The 19,196-nt window shown below is 63.8% G+C and carries 14 protein-coding genes; 5 read left to right on the top strand and 9 right to left on the bottom strand.

Annotated elements, in window-relative coordinates; all coding sequences use genetic code 11:
• Positions 1-3 precede the first annotated feature (3 nt).
• A complete protein-coding gene (locus QWU11_RS29930) occupies positions 4-4,500 on the top strand; it encodes a hypothetical protein (RefSeq protein ID WP_290117795.1) in 4,497 nt (1,498 codons plus the stop codon).
• Positions 4,497-5,582 carry a Wadjet anti-phage system protein JetD domain-containing protein gene (locus QWU11_RS29925; protein WP_290117794.1) on the top strand — a complete coding sequence of 362 codons (1,086 nt, stop codon included), beginning with the start codon at positions 4,497-4,499 and terminating at the stop codon, positions 5,580-5,582. Before QWU11_RS29930 ends, QWU11_RS29925 begins: the two co-directional genes overlap by 4 nt.
• A gap of 268 nt (positions 5,583-5,850) precedes the next feature.
• On the opposite strand, the gene QWU11_RS29920 is transcribed toward QWU11_RS29925, so the two are convergent.
• Positions 5,851-6,807, bottom strand: a complete 957-nt coding sequence (locus QWU11_RS29920; protein WP_290117793.1) for a restriction endonuclease — start codon at positions 6,805-6,807, stop codon at positions 5,851-5,853.
• A gap of 465 nt (positions 6,808-7,272) precedes the next feature.
• On the opposite strand from QWU11_RS29920, the gene QWU11_RS29915 reads away from it, so the two are divergent.
• Positions 7,273-8,040, top strand: a complete 768-nt coding sequence (locus tag QWU11_RS29915) for a Hachiman antiphage defense system protein HamA (protein WP_290117792.1) — start codon at positions 7,273-7,275, stop codon at positions 8,038-8,040.
• On the top strand, positions 8,037-11,636 hold the full coding sequence (locus tag QWU11_RS29910; protein ID WP_290117791.1) for a DEAD/DEAH box helicase: 3,600 nt from the start codon (positions 8,037-8,039) through the stop codon (positions 11,634-11,636). Before QWU11_RS29915 ends, QWU11_RS29910 begins: the two co-directional genes overlap by 4 nt.
• Before the next feature lie 604 nt (positions 11,637-12,240).
• On the opposite strand, the gene QWU11_RS29905 is transcribed toward QWU11_RS29910, so the two are convergent.
• From QWU11_RS29905 to QWU11_RS29870, 8 genes are all read right to left on the bottom strand, one after another.
• A complete protein-coding gene (locus QWU11_RS29905) occupies positions 12,241-12,951 on the bottom strand; it encodes a DUF2637 domain-containing protein (RefSeq protein WP_290117790.1) in 711 nt (236 codons plus the stop codon).
• Between the two features lie 455 nt (positions 12,952-13,406).
• Positions 13,407-13,910, bottom strand: coding sequence for a hypothetical protein (locus QWU11_RS29900; RefSeq protein ID WP_290117789.1), 504 nt, complete (start codon positions 13,908-13,910; stop codon positions 13,407-13,409).
• On the bottom strand, positions 13,910-14,641 hold the full coding sequence (locus tag QWU11_RS29895) for a tetratricopeptide repeat protein (RefSeq protein ID WP_290117788.1): 732 nt from the start codon (positions 14,639-14,641) through the stop codon (positions 13,910-13,912). Before QWU11_RS29895 ends, QWU11_RS29900 begins: the two co-directional genes overlap by 1 nt.
• A gap of 248 nt (positions 14,642-14,889) precedes the next feature.
• Positions 14,890-15,291: a hypothetical protein gene (locus QWU11_RS29890; protein ID WP_290117787.1), complete on the bottom strand. Its 402-nt coding sequence runs from the start codon at positions 15,289-15,291 to the stop codon at positions 14,890-14,892.
• Between the two features lie 243 nt (positions 15,292-15,534).
• Positions 15,535-16,050 carry a putative immunity protein gene (locus QWU11_RS29885; protein WP_290117786.1) on the bottom strand — a complete coding sequence of 172 codons (516 nt, stop codon included), beginning with the start codon at positions 16,048-16,050 and terminating at the stop codon, positions 15,535-15,537.
• 215 nt (positions 16,051-16,265) lie between these two features.
• A complete protein-coding gene (locus QWU11_RS29880; protein WP_290117785.1) occupies positions 16,266-16,433 on the bottom strand; it encodes a hypothetical protein in 168 nt (55 codons plus the stop codon).
• 610 nt (positions 16,434-17,043) lie between these two features.
• Positions 17,044-17,445, bottom strand: a complete 402-nt coding sequence (locus tag QWU11_RS29875; RefSeq protein ID WP_290117818.1) for a tyrosine-type recombinase/integrase — start codon at positions 17,443-17,445, stop codon at positions 17,044-17,046.
• Positions 17,442-18,023, bottom strand: coding sequence for a hypothetical protein (locus QWU11_RS29870; RefSeq protein ID WP_290117784.1), 582 nt, complete (start codon positions 18,021-18,023; stop codon positions 17,442-17,444). The genes QWU11_RS29875 and QWU11_RS29870 overlap by 4 nt, the downstream gene beginning before the upstream one ends.
• A 597-nt stretch (positions 18,024-18,620) precedes the next feature.
• On the opposite strand from QWU11_RS29870, the gene QWU11_RS29865 reads away from it, so the two are divergent.
• Positions 18,621-19,196: a hypothetical protein gene (locus QWU11_RS29865; protein WP_290117783.1), complete on the top strand. Its 576-nt coding sequence runs from the start codon at positions 18,621-18,623 to the stop codon at positions 19,194-19,196.

Here is a 19,196-nt window from a genome sequence, read left to right as displayed (position 1 = left end):
GCGATGTATGAGCTGAACCGCGTCCGCCTATACAACATCGGCCCGATCGGGGCCCGCTATGACGACGTCCTACTGGACCTGTCCGGCGGAGGCCAGCGTATCCCGGCCAATACGCTGACACCCTCGCCTGGCCAGTTGTTCCGGCGTCCGGCTCTGGCGACGCTGCTGGTGTTGGAGAATGGCGGCGGAAAGTCCGTGTTCATTCGGATGCTGCTGTCCACGGTGCTTCCCGACCGGCAGTCCCGCAAAGGCCGTGAAGCGTTGCGGGCATATGTAGTATCCGCAGCAGCCCCATCCCATGTGGCCGCGGAATGGGTGAATGTTCGCACCGGTGAAACGATGGTGGCAGGCCAGGTATTGTCCCCTGCTGCGGACGGCAAGATTGAGCGACTGTTCTACTCCCTTAACCCCAACAGCATCACGACCCTGGCCACGCTGCCGTTTGCCGCGGGCCGACGGCGGCTGCCGATGAACGCCTTTCACGACGCGCTCAAGCGACTGGATGCCGCCGACAAATCGTTGCGCGTGGAGATCGAGAAACGGCAGGGTGCGTGGGAGAGCCACCTGCGCCGGCTCGGCTTGGAGCCGGACCTGTTCGCGGTGCAGCAGGCAATGAACGTCGACGAAGGCGACGCGGTCGAAGCGTTCAAAACCACGACCGGCCGGCAGTTCATCGAGTGGCTGCTGAGCAAGGCCCTAGACGCCGAGAGCTTCACCGAGCTGGGCAACGCGTTCGGCGCCTACGCCAAGAACATTGGGCGACGCGAGCAACTACTGCTGGACCGCGACTTCTCCACCGCCTCGGCGGCAGCGGCTCAGATCCTCGCCTCCCGGCACGCTGAGCAACTGGCAGCAGCCACGGCCTCTCAGACCGCCGCGGCAGCCTTGGCGGAACTCGCAGCTGAAATACAGGAGTCTGTCCAGCATTCGGAGGACGTGCTGCGCAGGCACCGCGAGGACGTGAAGACCGCGAAGATGAATGCCGGAGAACGACAACGAATTCGCGATGAGGCGGACCTGGTCCATAAGGAAGTACGCCGCAGAACTCTGTTCCTTCGATGCGACGAAGCGCGCGCCAAGGCCAAAGAAATCGAAAAGCGGCTTTCCGGCGAGCGCACGGAACTCGCTGCATGGACGCTCGTTCCCAGGGCGCTGAAGGCCACTGCCGCACACGAGAAGTACCAGGTCGCCAGTGAACTGCTGGACGCCGCCGAACAGGCCGCAGGAGCTGCCCGGCAACGTCGCGATCAGGCCGGCGCTCGATTCGCCAGCGCCCTTCAAAATGCTATGCAGCGTTGCGCGACGCAGGGGGCCGAACTCACCCGCAAGAGCGCCAAGGACAAGTCGGATGCGGCCAAGGCCGAAGGCCACGCTGGTGAGGAAGAACGACTAGCCACATCGAACACCGTGCGGGCCCAACTGCTGTCCGAGCAGGTCAAGGACGTGGACTCCCACGTGAAAGTGGCGCGGGAGCAGGGCATCCTTGAGGAAGCCGAATCTGTCCCTGAAGCCAACGCCCGGCTGGGTAGCAAGGCCGAGGAAAGCAAGGCCAAGGCGATGCGGGAACGTGAGGTTAACAAACAACTCAGTTTGGGGGCCCGCCGACTCGACAAGGCCGCGAACCAGTTGATTGAACCCGAGGTGAAGGCCCGACAGACAGCCGAGACTGCGGTACGGGCGGTCGAGGCCGTGGAAACCGCCGCACGAGCGCTCACCGCAGAAACACTGTTGCGCGAACTCGCCGAACTCGACGACGACGAGGAAGTTCCTGGCGCCGACCCCACCCTGTGGTTGGAGGCGAACGCGCCCGCCCTGCGTGACCTGGCCGCCGCGGCGCACGGATCGGCCGGGGACAGGTTGGACGCGCTGACAGCCGACAACCGAGCGGATCAGCGGCTGATCGAGGCGCTCACCATCGAGGACGAAGCACTCATGCCGCCGCGCCAGGCCGTCGGGGACCTGCTGGAACTGCTGGCAGACGAAGGGATCACCGCGACCGCAGGCTGGCGAGCCTTGGAACAGTTGGTGAACCCCAGGCTGCACGCCGGGGCCATCCAGGCTCACCCCGCGCTGGTGGACGGCATCGTAGTGGCCGACCAGGTCACTTTGGAGAAGGCGCGGGAGGTACTGGCCGAGGCGCGCCTGCTGCCGCCGGCGGCGGTGCTCATCGCCACCGCCGAGTCGTTGGAGGGGGAACCTGAGGAATCGGGAATCGGGTTCGTCGTGGAGCCGACACCCGCCATGCACGATCCGAAGGCTGCCGCCAAACTGCGGGAGGATGCCGAGGCACGGATCGAAGGCCGCAGCCATGTCCTTCGAGAACTCACCGAACGCCGGACAGCGACCTTCCAACTGGGCCATCAGCTCGAAGCCTGGCTTCACGACCACCCGGCAGGCGACGCCGAGCGGCTGCGATCCGCGACGGAAGCGGCTTCGGCCGCCGCGGCCGAGGCCAAGTCCGTACTCGATGCCGCCCGCGACGCGCACATGCAAGCCGTTGACGCTCTCGACGAGCATTCCGTTGTGGTCACAAATGCCGAAGAGTCCGCCGCCGACAATACCCGCATCGCCGAGTCCTTCGAGCGACTCGCGAGAGATGCCGCCGAGGCCGACAAAAATCGGCTCGAGATCGGCAAGCTCGAAGCGGAGGCCGAAGGACATCGTGCGGCAGCCCAAGAGTTCCGTGAAGAAGCCGAGCGGCTCCGCAACCGAGCCACCGAATACGCGGTACAAGCCGAGTCGCTCCACCGTGACGGCGCCTCGTATACCGACCGGCTCAAGAAAATTGACTGTGGAAATCAGCCGCTCAACCCAGACGGGAATGAAGCTGACCTGGCCGCATCGGAGATCGCCTATCAGGAAGCCGCAGACGGCTTTCGCGCCGTCGAGGTCGGCGAGAACCTACGGCGGCGTGTCGACGAAGCGCAGAAAGAAGTTTCGGATCTCCGTGAGGAACTACTCAGCGTACCGGCCGACATCGTGGCTCGGGCTCGAGCGCTGGCCGCCTCTCCAGACGCCGGCAGCACCGAATCCCTCGATGCCACGAAGCGGCGACTCGGCCGCGCCGTGGAGACGCTGGAGGCCGAGCACGAAAGACTGAGTAAGCAGGTCGGCGGCCTGGAAACGGAAGTCTTCTCAGCCAGCCAGCGAAACGGGATGCCGTGGACCAGACTGGACGCAGACTGGACGCCATCGAACCCCACCGATGGCGTGGTGCTCACCGAACGGTCAGACGCCGCACTAACCGACGCTGAGACCCTGCTCAGAACAGCTTCTGAGTCGGAACAGGCCGCCGAGCGCAAACTCGGCAAGGCGGAAGCTGCGGACCGCGAGATAACGATCGTCCATCGCAGCCTTGCTTCCGCAGTCCGAAAGCTGGAGCTTCCGTCCGATTGCGGACCGTTCGCGGGAACCGCCGAGGAAGCGCAGCAGACCGCCGATCACGCGATTGAGGCGCACGCTAAGGCGTCCGACCAGCTGCGCGAAGCGAACCAGGGCGTGGACGATGCCGTCATCACGTTCCGCGAAACCGCCAACCAACCCCGGTTCGGCAGGCTTAACGCGCCGATCTACAAGCAGCTTACCGATATCGATAAGGCGTCGCTGATCGAGCGCGCCGACCAGTGGACGGTTCAGCTGACAGGGCGGGCCGCGAGCCTAACCACCGACCTGGAGAGCTCTGAGCGTCACCGGAAACTGCTGATCGAGCAGCTTAAGCATCATGCCGGTGAAGCGCTGGCCCTGCTGGAGAAGGCCGAGCGGCTTTCCCGGCTCCCCGAAAGCGCCGGGGCGTGGGCCGGACGCAGGGTCCTGAAGATTGGCTTCTCCAAGCCGGAGCCGCAGGTCCTTGCAGTACGGATCGCCGAGACCCTGGACGAGAACGCCCGCACGCAGCCGAAACTGCCCGGCCGGGATCTCGTGCTGCGATGTGTGGGGGCTGCAGTACCACGTGACTTCAAGGTGGAGATCCTCAAGCCTGACTCCGCAGGTCGCGCCGAATACGCGTCGATCAGTGAGATGGGCAAGGTTTTCTCCGGCGGCCAGGAACTCACTGGCGCGATCATGCTGTACTGCACACTGGCCGCATTGCGCAGCAGCACACGGACCGGGGCTCGCAGCAGCAGCCGCTTGGGTGGGATGCTGATCCTGGACAACCCAATCGGCAAGGCGAGTGCCGATTACCTGCTGAGCCTGCAGATGAACATGGCTGCCGCGCTCGGCGTCCAGTTGATCTACACCACCGGAAACATGGAAGACCGGGTGCTGGCCACGTTCCCACTATGCATCCGGCTGCGAAACGACGCCGATCAGCGCACCGGGATACGGCATCTGCACATCACCGATCGTGTGGTCGGCGAGACAGCGCCGGACGAGGACCGTGTCACCGGCCGGGTCTCCGCCGCGCGGTTGCTGGTGAAGCCGCGCGACCCCGAAGCCACACCCGCTATTAGCGAAGAGGTACAGCAGGAGAACGACGACGAGATGGCCAACGACCGGTGAACGACGGCCGCGGTGACGGGGAGGCCGAGCGGCAAGTGCTATCGGAGTCGGCGGCCTGCCTATCAGCGATCCTGAACTCGGCAGCGGAACGCCGCGCCGAGCAGGCCGCGATCCTCGCGGCTTTCGTCCAGGCATGCCCTGGGACAGCTGGGACGACGCAAGGTCGTCCCGTTCTGTCCGCGCTCCTCGATGAACTCGCCGACCATAACCTGGTGGAACTGCCGCGCGGTCGTGACGGATGGGACGACGCACAGCCACCACTACCACGCTGGCTCCGTCTGCCCCTGTCGCCGAAGCCGAAAAATCGATCCGTGCGCGCGACAGCGTCGGTCGTTTGGCGTCGCGAGCTTTCCTGGGCGGGGACAGACCAACTGACCACTACGCAGATCGAGGTCCTCAAGACGATCAATCGGTGGCTGCGCGACACCGACGGGGACGACGACCGGCGGACTGCCGTACCCATGCGCGAGCGCTCCCTGGAAATCTTCGGTGATGAGAAGCGCCTTGATGCGCTCACAGCAACCACCTTGTTCACGCCCGACCGCCTCACCCTGGCCACAATGTTCGCCGAGCGGATCCCGCCACCACTGGCCTACGAACGCGTCGGCGACGGCGGCATCGTCCTGGTGATCGAAAACAGCGACACCTTCAAAACCATCAGCTCACTGCTGACCGGCAACTGCGGCCAAGTTGGTTATGTGGCTTTCGGCGCAGGTCACGCCTTCGAGGCGTCCGCCGCCCACATCAGAAAGCTGGCCGGCGTGACGGACATCGCTTACTACGGCGATATTGACGATGACGGACTGACAATCCCACAGCGGGCCAACGTGTCCGCCGCAGCGTTGGGGCTGCCACCAGTCCGTCCCGCTGCCAATCTCTATCGGCTTCTTATCCAAGAAGACGTCCGCGGGCTGGCCCCGAAACCGGTCGATCCACTCGTCGCCGAACGACGCGTCTCTTGGCTGCCCATCACCGTCCGCCGCCAGGCAGCGGACGTCCTTGTCGCCGGACGTCGGCTGGCCCAGGAAGCCACTGGAACAGTGCTGCTACGACGTGACGATTCATGGCGCAACGGTCTGTGATTGGCGCACGACACGCAACTACCCAGCAAGATCCACTTTGAACCGCCCCGGGTTCGGAGTAGTCGTCCGTGATTGCCCCGACGAGGCGGTTAGGGTCCTAGAGGATTTGGGTTACAAAATCGAGCCCCCGCGAGACCCGCATCCCGAAAACAGCAAAATCACCATGTATTGAAGGCATAAGGAAACCCGGCGGTATCGGTCGAGCGCCTAGCGTAAGCGATCATTGCATCCGCCAGCGCCTAGAGCAAATACGAAATTCATCGTCGCATCAGTCGCTGGCGAGAATCTCTCGTGCCGGATAAAAACAGCTTCCGGTCTCGCTCGCGTGACGCTTCTTGTGACGGAGTACCTCATCGAGACGAATCCGCTGGTCGAGGATATAGAAAAGATCTTCACCGTCGAGAGTGATGAAGGAGGTCCTCGTGCTGTACGTCTCACGAGCACCGCGGCTGAACCCGCTCACGCTGATGAACAAGCCGAGTGTGTTTTTGCCTTTATCCTTGATCTTCTCACATAGATCGGCCACATATTTGCGTTCCACCGCTTCCTGCCACCACTTCGCCTCGATGATGTAGTCGTCGGTGTCGAACGTCAGCGCCCCGTCGATCTGCTCGTGGGCCAGGTCGTACGACAATCGAGGTTCCAGATCGAAGAGGCGAAAGAGCCGGTGGAGGAATCGCTCGAAGTCTCGTCCGCGCTGCTGCCGGTTAGTAGACGTTTGCATGGCGAGAAATTCGGCTTTGAGTTCCCTCAGCGCCTGCGAGAAGCCCTGCCGCATTTCCGCCGCAGCCCTCAGATGGGCAAACTGCTCCCGCATCTTCTGCCGCTCACCCTGTTCAGCCGCGTACTTCGCAGTGAACCGCCGGAGGTCGGCAATGGCCTTGTACGCCCGCTCCAGGTGGAGTGCACGGTCATTGCGCTGTCGTTCGAGGTTCGGGAAGCTCTCCATACTGGCGACTTCGTTCATCAGCCAGAGCGTGAACTCCTGGTACTGGTCTTCGTCCGCCATGAGTTGGTCGACCAGTTCATCAGCCACTACGCGCTTGATGTCGCCGAAGTTCAGGTGCACCAATAGCTCAGGGTGACCACGGAGCAGCCCTCGGAGATGACGCTCGAAAGCGTCCTTGTTCCAGATGATTGCTGTGAGGGCCTCACCCAGCGCAGCGTATGCCGCTGGAGAGATCACCCGACCAGGTACGCGGGTCGAGCTTGGGTCTGTGGTCATGTGTCATCACCGCTCAGGCGTGCCGGTATTACTTGACGCGCGAACGGGCCTGCGGGATCGGCCCTGTGAAGTAGTGTCGGCACCGCTCGACAACACTGCGCTGCGCGCGGCCCGGCAACAGGTCAATCGTAACGCGGGCCGCAGGCGATTCAGGCGCGCTTGACGTCAGCCCGCTCGCTTGCCGCAGATGCACGCCAGTCGACTTCAGGCTTACTCCGGTATCGCCGGGAACGTGACCATAGCGTGCGACCAGCTCTGGCTCAGCTGCGATCAGAAGGCTCTCGGTGAACCGCCCCGGGTTTGATGGAGACATCGAAGACCCGGAAGGATCCCGATCAAGGCTGAGCATCAGCCACCTGAACGCGAGCAGGTCTCGTCTTCGGGAGGGATGTACACGAGAATGAGGGCGGGGTATCGCAGAGTCCAAGGGGGAGCATGTTCGGCAGGTGGTTGGAGCCGCAACCGGTGAAGCAGCCCGAGGGCGAGCTGCACTACGAAGCCCTCGTTGAATCCAGTCAGCTCAACAACGAGGAGCTGATGGACCAACTCGGCCACGATGTGGCCCGCAACTACCTGAACCCCAATGAACTGGCGCTTGTGTTCGATGACCTCGGAGCCTCAGATGTCGCCGACTATTTGCGCGCGAACAAGTTCCCGAACGACATCAAGGTCAGGCACGGCGACTTCGGTGAGATCGTGACCGCCGGCCTGTATCGGCGGGTGCGTCGCTGGTACGTGCCGATCTTGAAGTTGCGCTACAAGCAAACACCGAACCAGGCTGTGCAGGGCACGGACGTGCTGGCCTTCCGCTTCCGCCAGTCACCGCCCGTGATCGCCGTGCCCGAAGTGAAGACCCGCGCCACTCGCAAGCTCGACCTGGGGCTGGAGGCATACGACAGCCTGGAGAAGGTCCTCGATCGACTCGATGAAAGCCTGCACTTCGCCCTGGCTCGCTGCGCCGAGCGAAACCACCAATTCCTCGTCCGGAACCTTGCCGATTTGCTTCGCCGGCCCAAGGAACGAGTGGTGGAGCGGCATATGGTCTTCGTCCACGACACTCTCGCTTGGAAGGACGAAATCGTCGACCGCCTGGCCGACAAGGTAACCCATCGCACCGAGCTAACGGTCGTCAAGATCAGCGGACTTCAGGACTTCGTGGCACGCGTGTACCAGGCCGCTGTAACAGGCGCCGGCCCCCGCCATACCGAGACCACCCACGGCACCGCGGCGTGAAGGACTACAACGGCACCATCTACAGGCTTGGCAAGGAAGTCCTCACTGATGGCGAGGCCGCCCCCGGTCTGCGTGCCCAGCTACGCTCGCACGTTCTCAGCAACCAGATCAGCGCTGAGGGTACCCCGGCTGCCTACACCTACGACCTCGACGGCATGCGACGCGGCCTGACCCTCGCTCGGCTTGGCCAGCTCACCCGCACGCCAAGGGAACGCCGAGCCGATCCCGGCCCGTTGACCGAAATCGCCGAGGCGTACGCCGACCTCGCCAACCGATACGAGGCCGACCATCCACGGCGCGTCGAACTGCTGGCGATCGCCTCGACGATGTGGAGCCTGGCTGGCTACCAGGCCAACGCCTCGACCCTCGCCGCCGCCTTCACCCGCGAGGTACATGCCCTTTTCGCCCGCGACGAGCTTGAGGACTTCGAGTCGCCGACCACAACCGCTCCGTACCGGATCGCCGCGTTGGCAGGCGCCGTCCTACGCCGCGACCTCGACGAGGTCTCGCGTCTGGGCGCCCAGGCTGCCGAGGAACTGCCCACTCTCGGGCAACGGCTCATCGATGAAACCTCCGAAGGGCGGGCAGATGTGGCGGACGCCGCCGTGCTGGCCGCCTACGGACTCGCCGGACGTGCCGCCCGCAACCTTGCGGCACTGTGGCGCAGCGGCAACCGGACTGCAGGCCGCGCGGCTGTGACCGACCTACGCAAGGCCGCCTCCGTCCTGCTGGACGCCTCGGTGGCCGATACCTGGACTCTTATCGACTCCCTCGCTCACGTCGCCGAAGACATTGTCGCCACATCGCCCTGGCTGCTCCTGCGCCGCGCGGCCACCTGGGGCCGCCTCTGGGAGCGCTACCTCAGAGCCCTGATCGTTGCCGAGCGCCCCGTCATCCAGGTATGGCCCTCCCAACGCGCCGCCCTGGACGCTGGCTTGGTCGACGCAGTGGCACGAAACATGGCCGTGACCATGCCCACCTCAGCGGGCAAAACCCACATCGCTGAATGGGCCATCCTCCACGCCCTCGCCCCCCAACCCGGCGACGAAAACCACTGGTGGCTCACTCCCCGCCTCGCCGTCTACGTCGTCCCAACCCGTGCCCTTGCCGCCCAGGTCGAAAGACACCTGTCCGAGAGCCTCGACCTTCTCGGCCTCCGAGTCTCCTCACTCTTCGGCGGTGCCGAGCACGTCCGCTACGAGACTCAGCTCCTTGATTTCACCGATGTCCTCGTCGTCACCAGCGAGAAGCTCGACCTGCTGCTGCGCAACATGCCCGAGCTGGCGCAGCGCCTCGCCTTGATCCTGGTCGACGAGGGCCATACCATCGACCGCTCCGAGCGCGGACTGCGCCTTGAGATGCTGCTGACCCGCCTCCGCCGCACAGCCCCGACCGCCCGCCTCGTGCTGCTCTCTGCGGTCCTGCCCAACGGTGACGATCTCGCCCGCTGGCTCGACCCCAACGCTGACGCCACCAACCTCGCCAAGATCAACTGGTCGCCCTCTCGCCTGCGAATGGGCATCTTCTCCTGGCGTGGCCGCAAAATGGACGGACAGCAGGGCGCCATTGACTACGGCAACGGCGACAACGGCGAGTTCTTCCTTCCCAGCGTCCTGACTCGGCACCTCAAGCGCGTCAACCTTTTCCCTGAAGCGCCTAAGGACGTCGCCGCGGCCCTGGCTCTGCACTTCGATCGGCTCGGGCCAGTGCTCATCAGCCAGCCCACCAAGATCAAAGCCCGCGCTGCCGCCAGGGCCCTGGGCGAAGCCCTAGAGAAGGAAGGCGCTCCGAAACTCGGCACCTCGGACGACGCCATTAACGCCGACGTCGTACAGCAACGGCTGGAAGCCTCCGCCGAGATCGGCCGGCACATCGGGGCCAGCCACGAACTGGCCACCATGGTCCTCCGAGGCTACGCCTACCACCACTCCGAGGTCCCTCAAGCCGTCCGCCACTGCATCGAACGCGCTTACCGCAATGGCGCACTTCGGGTTTTGTGCGCCACCAGCACCCTGTCCCAGGGCATGAACCTGCCCACCAAGACCGTCCTCGTCCCCGACACCTGGCGCGGCCAAAACGACCAGGTCAGCATCCGCGACTTCTGGAACACGGCCGGACGGGCTGGCCGCGCCGGGCGGGAGACCGAGGGCCACGTCATCCTGATCGCAAAGGACGGCAACACCGCCAGGGAGCTCCGCCGCCGCTACCTGGACCACGACAAGATCGAACCGGTCATCTCCACGCTCGCCTGGCTCTACTACAAACTGGTCATCGCCCGCCTTGGTCATCGGCCCGAGTCCGGCCAGGACCTCACCGCGCTGGACTTGGCCGAGCCCACCGACGAAACACTGTCCGAGTGGGCTGAGGCACTGGACCTCCAGCTCCTGGCCCTGCTCGCCGAGGAGATCATTGACACCCCAGACCAGGTTTTCCTCGAACAGGCCGCCCAGGCTCTTCTCGGAGATACCCTCGCCGGCCACCAACTCGGCTCCCAGAAGTGGTCTCTGGCCCCGCTGGCCCGCTTCTCCGCCCGCCGCGTCACCGCCATCGCCCAGCGTCTACCCGACCGCCCAACACGCGCCGCGATCATCCGCTCCGGCCTTAGCGTCCAGGGCGGCATCGACGCACTCGTCGCCGCTGAGCAGATCCACGCAGCCCTCGATGCCCACCCCGAACTACTCACCGCCGACAGCTGGCCCCACCTGCAACGCCTTGTCCTGACTCTCGCGATCAACGTATACGAATTCCAGCGCAGCGCCCGCCAGAAGAGGGTCGCCGCCTCTGCCCTCGTGCCTGTAGCCACCGACTGGATCGCCGGCCTCCCGGCAACCGATCTCCACCAAACCCACCACAGGGACCTGCTCACCTCTGACATCGCCGCGACGACCAGCGCGATCGACAAGATCATCGTCCAAGACCTCGCCTGGGTCGTCTCGGCTCTGCTCCAGCTTCTCGAACTCCGCCGCGGTGTCCCCGCCGAGGACCGCCTGGCCGCCCTTCCCGCCATGATCAAATACGGGGTCGGAAGCCCCACTGCCTGCTACGCATCCAGCATCGGCATCCACGACCGGGCTGCGGCGACAGTCCTCGCCGCCGCCTGCCCCCACCCGGAGCCGACCTTGGGGCAGTTCCTCGACTGGCTCAGCCAACTCACCGTCGACGAGATCACCAAGATCACGGACCCCGACACCGCTCGTCTCCTCATCCGCAGCACCGAACGCCGCAGCCCGCGCACCGCGCAGGCCACGATCCTCAGCGGCAACGGAACCTTCACCTGCCCCTTGCGCCGACACCGCAATGCCGGCAACGCCGCCTACCTCTCTCAGCTGCCCGCTGGCACCCTCCTCGAGCTCGTCCGCGACCGCAACAACAAGGCAGACCCGAATGCTGTCCAGGTCCAACACCAAGGCGTCTTCCTCGGCTGGATCGCCCGAGAGATCGCTCGGCCGCTCGCCCTCGCCCTTGATGAAGACTCCGCACCCCATGTCTCCACACAACTGAGCACCAACCCTCGTGCCCTCGCAATTCAGAACGGAACCGACGAGCTCTCCGTCCGCAATGCGATCACCTTGACCATCACACTCACCTCACGCTGACCACCCTCGCCGTGCCCTTCGTGCTTCTGATACATGCAGCGGCGCTTCTCCTCTGTAGGACATCGGCGTACAGCTGCCGAGCGATCTCGTCAGCGCGATCGCACGTGGCGCGGACGGCGTCCCAGCGCACGCGCTCGTCGAGGTCAACGGGAAGTTGCAACGGCGCGAACCGTTACCTGGCCTGTGCATGCCGATAATCTCGTCCACGCAGGTCAAACGGCATGTGCGTACTCGCCGAGGATCCCGCCCAGACGTTGGTGTCGTTAGATGTCCACGTGACAGTTTCTAAGGCGCGTCGCTGTAGCGTTGAGGCTTTTGCCGCGACAACATCGCGCGATCCCTACCAGTTACCACCGCGCTGGGGTTGTCGACCATCGAGTTGTTCGAGCACCGTTTCCCCTCAATGCTCAACAGCCCCGGCGTCAGTCGGCGATGCTGTCGCCCGCCGCTCCTGTGCCGCCCGAATCGCGTGTACGCCGCGAAGCGCTGGCGGCAGCAAGACGACCGATTCGACCACCAGCTGGCGAGCTGCGGGCCGTGCAGAAGGCGTTCCCATCTTCTGCGTGCCCTGCCGGGGGCACCTCGCCTGACCAGGGAAAACACCTCATGTACTCGCTCTCCGTTGGACGGATCCGAGCCTTGGGGGCCCGTGGGGGGACCGGCGCGTGGCGCGTGCCTTGTTCCGGGGGATCATCGCGGCCGTCTTCTCCGCGGCCTCGCGGGCGAGCTCGGTGACCACTTCGGCGTAGAGGTCCGCCGTGATCGCGATCGGTTCCAAGGATCCAGCAGCGCCGGTGTTCTTGACTAGGCACCACCATCGAGGACTTCGGTTGAAGCGCCTCGCGATAACCGCCCCCGCGGGCAGCAGGCCATCCTCTGAGCGATTCGCCAACGCCCACTCCCATGCCTGGCGCTGAAGAACCCTCCCCGGATCCTCCAGACACGACGGGCCTTCATCCCCGTCGCCGATCCGAGACCCAGTAGAACAGCCTCCGACCCATCCCAGCGTGGGGCGGGGATGCCACGACCGATCCGGAATTGTCCTTGAAGCAAGTGGTACGAACCTACGAACGCGAAAGACGGCCAGGCAGCGATCAGACGACTCACCACATGTGGCTCGCCACCCCGACGTTCGCCGCGAGACAAGCCATGCTCCCGACGATGAGAAGCGTCCAAGGCAACCACTCACCCGCCTGCCCATCCGGCTCGCCAGTAGGACCGACATAGAAGCCGCAACGACCATCCCATCCACGCTGAGTGGGATAAGCGTGGCGCTCCACCACGGCTCCCCGTGCCGAAGCGCTAGCTCACGCATGTGCCCGAAGCTGACGACCACAGCGATAGCCGCCAACAACACGACACTTACCACGGTCGACTATGACGCCGTGATCATGGCCGAGTAGGCACAATATGCCACCTCAGCTCATCGCCGACGAAACACTAGATCGGTGGGCAAGACCATGGGCTTAACTGTCCAGTCGCCCCTCGGACACTGTATTTGCCCAGGGGGGTGACCCCCTGGAACCCCCTTCGGTTCTAGGAGTCGTCGCAACACCCCGTTCTAGGGGTGTGCCGGCGAAACTGTCGCCGCTTGCAGCGATGGCTGGCACGCCACGTTGCAGGACATGCTCTGTCATCAGCATGTTGCGCACGATCAGCGGCAGATGAATTCGTCAGCGATCAAATGACTCATTAAGTATCAAACAAGTTCGAGCTAAAAGGGTATCGACTTCTTTTTGAGGCGCTATTTGCCCTTTTTTCGTCTTGTGGCTACTCCCGGCCGTCGACCATTGACTTAACAAGGTCAGCAATCACCTGTGCCCGATTTTCCTCAGGAAGACTAGTGCAAACACTATTTGCGAGAAGATATCGTTGCATCTTTTCTAGCCGCACATGAAAGGTGTCAAGCTGTGATGCAGTCCTACCGAACAACCAAAAGTTTAGGCCGGAGATCACTTCTACAATGCCACCTGCCAGAGCGCTAATGTACGCTGCACTCACATTGCGGCTCACCATGGCGAATACGACAGAAGAAACAAAGAACAATAGGCCCACTCCAGCGGAGACGATTGCCGCCATAAAGCTTCGTGAAGCCTGACTCAATGCGCTCTGGTAATAGCTATTGCTTAGCGCCAGCTGAGACGCGGCGACCTGCTGGATATTTTCTGGGTCGGCCTTCGCTACGCCCTCGATTGCGCCACTCATGAAGACGTTATGAATGACCCCCGAACCACTAACGGCGGCATACGGCTCCGGGTTCGATGCCGCCGTCATCACTTATCGCCATCCCGATCTCGCCAATATCTGAGGTTTCCGACTGCTCCCCGGGTGCCGGGGTGGCTCTCACCCAGAATTCTGGTGTAGTCAAGGACTAATTGCTCCAACTCGGCCACCGCCCGACCTAGTTGGCCGGCTAGGCCCCAACAGTGCGCCAAATTGTTTCTTGTGGCGAGCGTGTCCGGGTGGTCGGGGCCAAGGACCGAGCGCCGATCCAAGAGGAGTGCTTTAAAATTCGCCACGGCGAGCTCCGTCCGACCGGCACTCCCGAGGAGGTGCGCCAAGTTGTTTCGCACCGTCATCGCCACTGGGTGACGGATACCCAGTGTCTTTGCGTACGAATCAAGAACAGCCTCATGCGCCTTGATAGCCCTCTCACTTTCGCCGCATTCACCTATCCAATGGGCCCATGCCGATCGTGTCGCGAGCGTGTCCGGATCCTCAGGGCCGAGAGTTCGCTCCTGATCCTGTATCAACTCCTCCAGAGCTTGGACCGCACCCCGCGGGTTTCCCGCCAAGCCACGCCATATGGCCAGATTGTGCAGGACGAAGAAGGTTTCAGGATGAGCAGCTCCGAAAATCCGCGTACACTCCAATGCGAGGTTATTGAAGTCAACAACCGCACCAGAAAGATCACCCGACTGTCCACGACAATGAGCCAACATGTTCATGGTGGCCAACACGTCCTGTGCGGCAGGACCGAGTCGGGCGATCTGCCGCTCGAGCACCGCCTCCAATGTCACCACCGCGTCCTGTGACGAGCCGCGCTGAGCCCTTGAGAACGCTAGTTGTACGCGCAAATTCAGAGTCTCCGAGTGGTCTGCCCCCACTGCCTCGGCTGACCGTAACATCGACTCTTCCAATTGAAGCGGTGGCTTCAGCGGATCGGGCCAGCGGAGCACCCTGGTTTGTGTGGAAAGCGTTTCTGCCTGCGTTCCAGTCGGCCGTGGTGTCCTGGATGTCTCCACCATTGGCGCTAATCCCCGCCGACTCTGGCCTCGCCAACAGAAAAGGTGTTCACCTGTGTGTTGTGGCTGCCGATCTGAACGCCCGCTGCCCGCGTGACTTCCACGCGATATTTGACAGGGCTGGCGTCCGATTCTTGCAGGGCGTCAAGGAGGCGCACGGCGAGTTGATAAACCTCATTGATGACATCAGGATCATCGCGGATAATCTGGAGCACTAAGATATCGGACTTCTCGGGCTCTCTCTCAATATCTTCGAGAAGACGCTCAGCCGGCCGCCGATCTCCAAGACGCGCGATGAGTACGGCACGAAACCGGCTGTAAGCATCCCGCACCGCGGCCGACGCTAGCTCGGACGCAGTAGCGGTGGCGCCACCGCTCAGCGCCGCTGCGATGATCGCGGATGGATCCATGAGCAACCTCGCATTCCACCCAAAGCCGTCGAGCGACAAGACAGGTTCATTCCGCGGGCAAAGCTACTCTTTCATCCTTCCGTCCATGATGCCCCGAAACAAGTCACTCCACCCAGGATCGGGACCCGAATGGAACACTTCCATCGGCAAAGCCGGACGTGTCCGCACGCGGATCGCCGATGGCATGCCCGACCAGCGGCAGATTCGGGTGAGCGCTGGGGTGGGCTCGCAGCCCACGCCCGCTCAGCCGTCAAACACCGACCAGCAGATGTCGTTCCGCAACCGCTGGTCATCGAGCACGAGCTCGCGAATCGCCTCCGGGAGTTGGTCACGCTGCCATCGGCACTCGAGTCGCCCTGCGGTATCGCTCTCGCCTTCCGGCGCGGCAGCACGTGCGGCCTTGATCGCATAGGCGGACGCACCGAGTTCGTGCGCGGCGACGTGTGCGACGGCCCCCGCCTGGCCAGCAGCGTACGCGGCATGCCGTGCTGTCCCACGCAGGTCTCTGGCCGCGCCCATTGCATGACCGCCCGCCGCGCGAGCCTGCATCATCTTGACCTCGCCACGCACCCAGGCGCGGGCGTGCTCGATCGCTTCACGTGGTCGTGGTTCCTCCGGCTGAACCGACTCGAACAGGTGAAGGACGTGTTCCGCGCACGACGCCGCCCAAAGAGCGAGGAGATGATGATCCGAATCAGTGAGCCTCCCGCCGCGACGAAGCGTGATGAAGCGAGGGTCCCGAACGTTCGGGAGGATCATGGCTGGGCGCTCCTTCTAAGGGGACGGGCCGGATCTTCCACGTAAGCGTCGGGCCTTCGGGCGTCGTGCGTCCTAACCCGGGATCCCCTCACACATCCTGTACTCGGCATGAGCGGATAGTGGCGCGACAGTGGCCATGCTGAGTCGGGCCTGCAAGAGCTACTCACGCGGGAGTCGGGCCCAGCTCTTGTGCCGGTTTGTTTAACCAGGCGACCTCAGTGTTCGTGACGTTCGAACTGCTTGGCTATCGCCGGCCCGAGGGCAGAGCGCCGGTCGGTGTCCGGTTCGCCCGCGCCCACTGCCACGCCTGACGTTGCAATCCGGCCTTGTAGGAGGTGATCGCGACGGTCCTTGGCCAGCACCATGACACTCAGCGTGGTCATCCACCGCACCACACGGTCCGCCCACCCCACCGAGGCATCAGAGATGGTGCCTCCCCGCAATCAATGCGGACCGTGACCGTCAGTTATTGAAGGGCGGAGCGGATGGGAACACGACAGGAAACAGGACCAAACCGCCTCGACCGGCACAGAGCGGCAGGACATCCGGGCGGGTGCTTCGATCGCCGCGTCCCGCGGCTGCGATGGGGAGCGCGTGGGAGCCCGAGGGGGGCCCGCACGGACTACGCGGAGACAACAGCGCGCATCATTCCTCGGACTGATCGACACGTAGCCGAGCGAGCTAGCTGCAAGAATGCGCGAAGGCGACATCATCCATTGCCGTCCGGCATGAACCCCAGCGAATTCCTAAACCGTGTGCCGCAGGTTCGAATCCTGCCGGGGGCACCTAGATGATCACCGAAAACCCACGTTGACCAGCATGAACATGGGTGGTCGGGGTTTCGCATGTGTGCAGCCGGATGCCACGAGAAGCAGCCCTCAGCCGGTGTTCGCGGGATATGTGTGGGATGAAAATCGACTCGTTTGTGCAAGTGAAGCCCTGAAATACGACAGAGCCCCGGGATGAAACCGGAGCCCTGCCCTTGGAGCCGCCTCACGCGGCGAGCGCCTTTTCGATCATGCGGTTGAGGCGCACCTCATCGCCGTCGAGGCAACCCGCATACACCTTCCACAACACCTCGACGCTGTTGCCCATGCGCAGTGCGACCTCCTTGGGCGGCACGCCCGCGTTGAGAAGCAGCGTCGCGTACGCATGCCGCAGGTCGTATGGCCGCCCGGCAAGTGGCGTCACCTGTTGCTCAGAGGACAGGCCGATGACCCGCGCATCACGCCAGATACGCCATACCGCCGACGCGGACACGATGCCGCCGGTCGAGGTACGGAACAGCCGGCCTTCCTCCCCCGCGCCGAACCTCTCCAGATGCTCAGCGAGGATGCGCACCAGCTCCGGCGGAATCGGAACGACGCGCTTGTGACCGGACGGGCACCGTTTCAGTCCCTGTCATCGTGGGTTTCGCCGCTGTCGGTGTAGAGCTTGCCCGGACCAGGACGCGACTTGACCAGCACCAGCCGCCCCCAGGCTGCCTTCGGACGACCACAGGAGCACTCACCTTGGCAGGCGCACAACTCGGGCAACTCGCAGTCCCGCCGCCGAAGCCCCACCGCCTCCGAAGGTCGAAGACCGCCGTAATACATGCAGGCGTACATCGCACGCAAGCGTTGCCCACGGCCCGAGAGCCGACCGACGTACGTCACCGCGGCGAGAAGCTGACGCGCCTGAGTGGAATTCGCGACCACGCTACGGTCCACCTGCTCGACCCGCTCCGGCGCTTTCCAGTCCACTTGATCAATCGGGTTGGTCTCCAAAAGCCTGCGCTCCTTCACCGCGTACTTGAGCACGTTGTAGAGCACCGCACGCTTACGGGCGATGGTCGACGCAGCCGCCGCACCGCCGGCCATCGTGACCGCAATGGCGTTGAGCGCCGTTCGCGTGACGTCGGCCTCGGCCAGGTCCGCGACAGGGCGGGACTGGTCAGCGAGCCACTTGAGCGCCTTTGCCTCGGCGGCCGGCACCGGAAGCTCCCAGCGGGAGGGGTTCAGCCCATGGTGGAGCAGCGCACGCCTTAGAAGCTTCGCGGTCGGCGCACTCCGTACGTCCAACACAAGGGCCGGGGTAACCGTGGCCAGCGCATCAAGGCGGCGGCGCTGCGCGCCACCGCAGGGCCTCCCGCTCCGGCACGCCCTACGGGCGTGCGGCGTGGGCGCCGGTCCCTCCGGCCGTGCCGATCGGGCGGCCCATTGTGCAACTTCGTTGCCGCACTCGTTCAACGCATCAGCAGCCAGGCACATGCCGTTCACGGACTATGCCACAGTGGCCGGTTGCCGTCCCTATGCCTCCGGCGGGGGTGCTGCGGCTCCGGGATGGCCTGCGCGGGAAGTCGGGTTCCTGGGTCGTTGAGGTGGAAGCCCGGTCATCCCGTCCGCCATCGCCCCAGGACGAGCCAAGCAGACCAGGTTTCAGGGGTGAAGGTCGTTCGTCCAGCGGGGCGCTCCACCTTCACCCCTGAAACCTGGCCCGCTCCCCGAAGGGTGGGGCGATGGCGGACGGGATGACCGGGCGGCGGGAGCCTGTACGCATGGCGGAGAACATCGTCGTATGCAGGCCTTGACGTGGCTGCTCACACGGATAGGGTGCTCGCCGTGGATTTAGTACAGATTGTAGGCGTGGTCGCATTTGTTCTGTTTGCTCTCGGCGCTTCGGCTGCACAAGCGGCCTTGAAAAACAGAGTCGAATCCCATATAGGCAGAGTCATATCCCAGGTAGACCAGTGGCTTTCGCGTATCCTCGGGGATGAGCCCCGGACGGAGCAGTTGGTTGACAACCAGCTCGAAGAACGACTTACGCTGCCCAGCCTTGAAGATCGTGCTGTACGTGTCGCTGAGTTGCTTAAGGAGTCTGGCAGTCTTCTTGATGAGCTTACCGCCGAGATGACAGCGCGTGCGGCAGCACTCGAGCAGTTGAGGACGGAGGCGGAGCATGCCCAACAGCTAGCTGAGATCCATAAGGAACAGCAGGAAGCTGTTGCGATGCTTCTCCGGCTTGAGCTTGAGAAACAAGAGGATCAGCTCCGTGCCGAACTCGCCAAGAATAATCGGCGATCGTTTTGGCAGGGATTTGCTGTCAACGTAGGAGTCGGTCTCTTGTTTTTCGTAGCCGGCCTCCTAGTGCCGATCGGACCAGGGTAA

This window comes from Actinomadura sp. DC4, from assembly GCF_030406325.1.
In the GTDB taxonomy this organism is placed as follows: domain Bacteria; phylum Actinomycetota; class Actinomycetes; order Streptosporangiales; family Streptosporangiaceae; genus Actinoallomurus.
Note: the sequence above shows the minus strand (reverse complement) of the source record. Positions and strands in the feature narration are given on the sequence as shown.

Coding starts and splice junctions, on each gene's coding strand:
- QWU11_RS29930 (WP_290117795.1), top strand. CDS start 4: ATGTATGAGCTGAACCGCGTCCGCCTATACAACATCGGCCCGATCGGG.
- QWU11_RS29920 (WP_290117793.1), bottom strand. CDS start 6,807: ATGACCACAGACCCAAGCTCGACCCGCGTACCTGGTCGGGTGATCTCT.
- QWU11_RS29905 (WP_290117790.1), bottom strand. CDS start 12,951: ATGCGTGAGCTAGCGCTTCGGCACGGGGAGCCGTGGTGGAGCGCCACG.
- QWU11_RS29900 (WP_290117789.1), bottom strand. CDS start 13,910: ATGACGGCGGCATCGAACCCGGAGCCGTATGCCGCCGTTAGTGGTTCG.
- QWU11_RS29890 (WP_290117787.1), bottom strand. CDS start 15,291: ATGGATCCATCCGCGATCATCGCAGCGGCGCTGAGCGGTGGCGCCACC.
- QWU11_RS29885 (WP_290117786.1), bottom strand. CDS start 16,050: ATGATCCTCCCGAACGTTCGGGACCCTCGCTTCATCACGCTTCGTCGC.
- QWU11_RS29880 (WP_290117785.1), bottom strand. CDS start 16,433: ATGACCACGCTGAGTGTCATGGTGCTGGCCAAGGACCGTCGCGATCAC.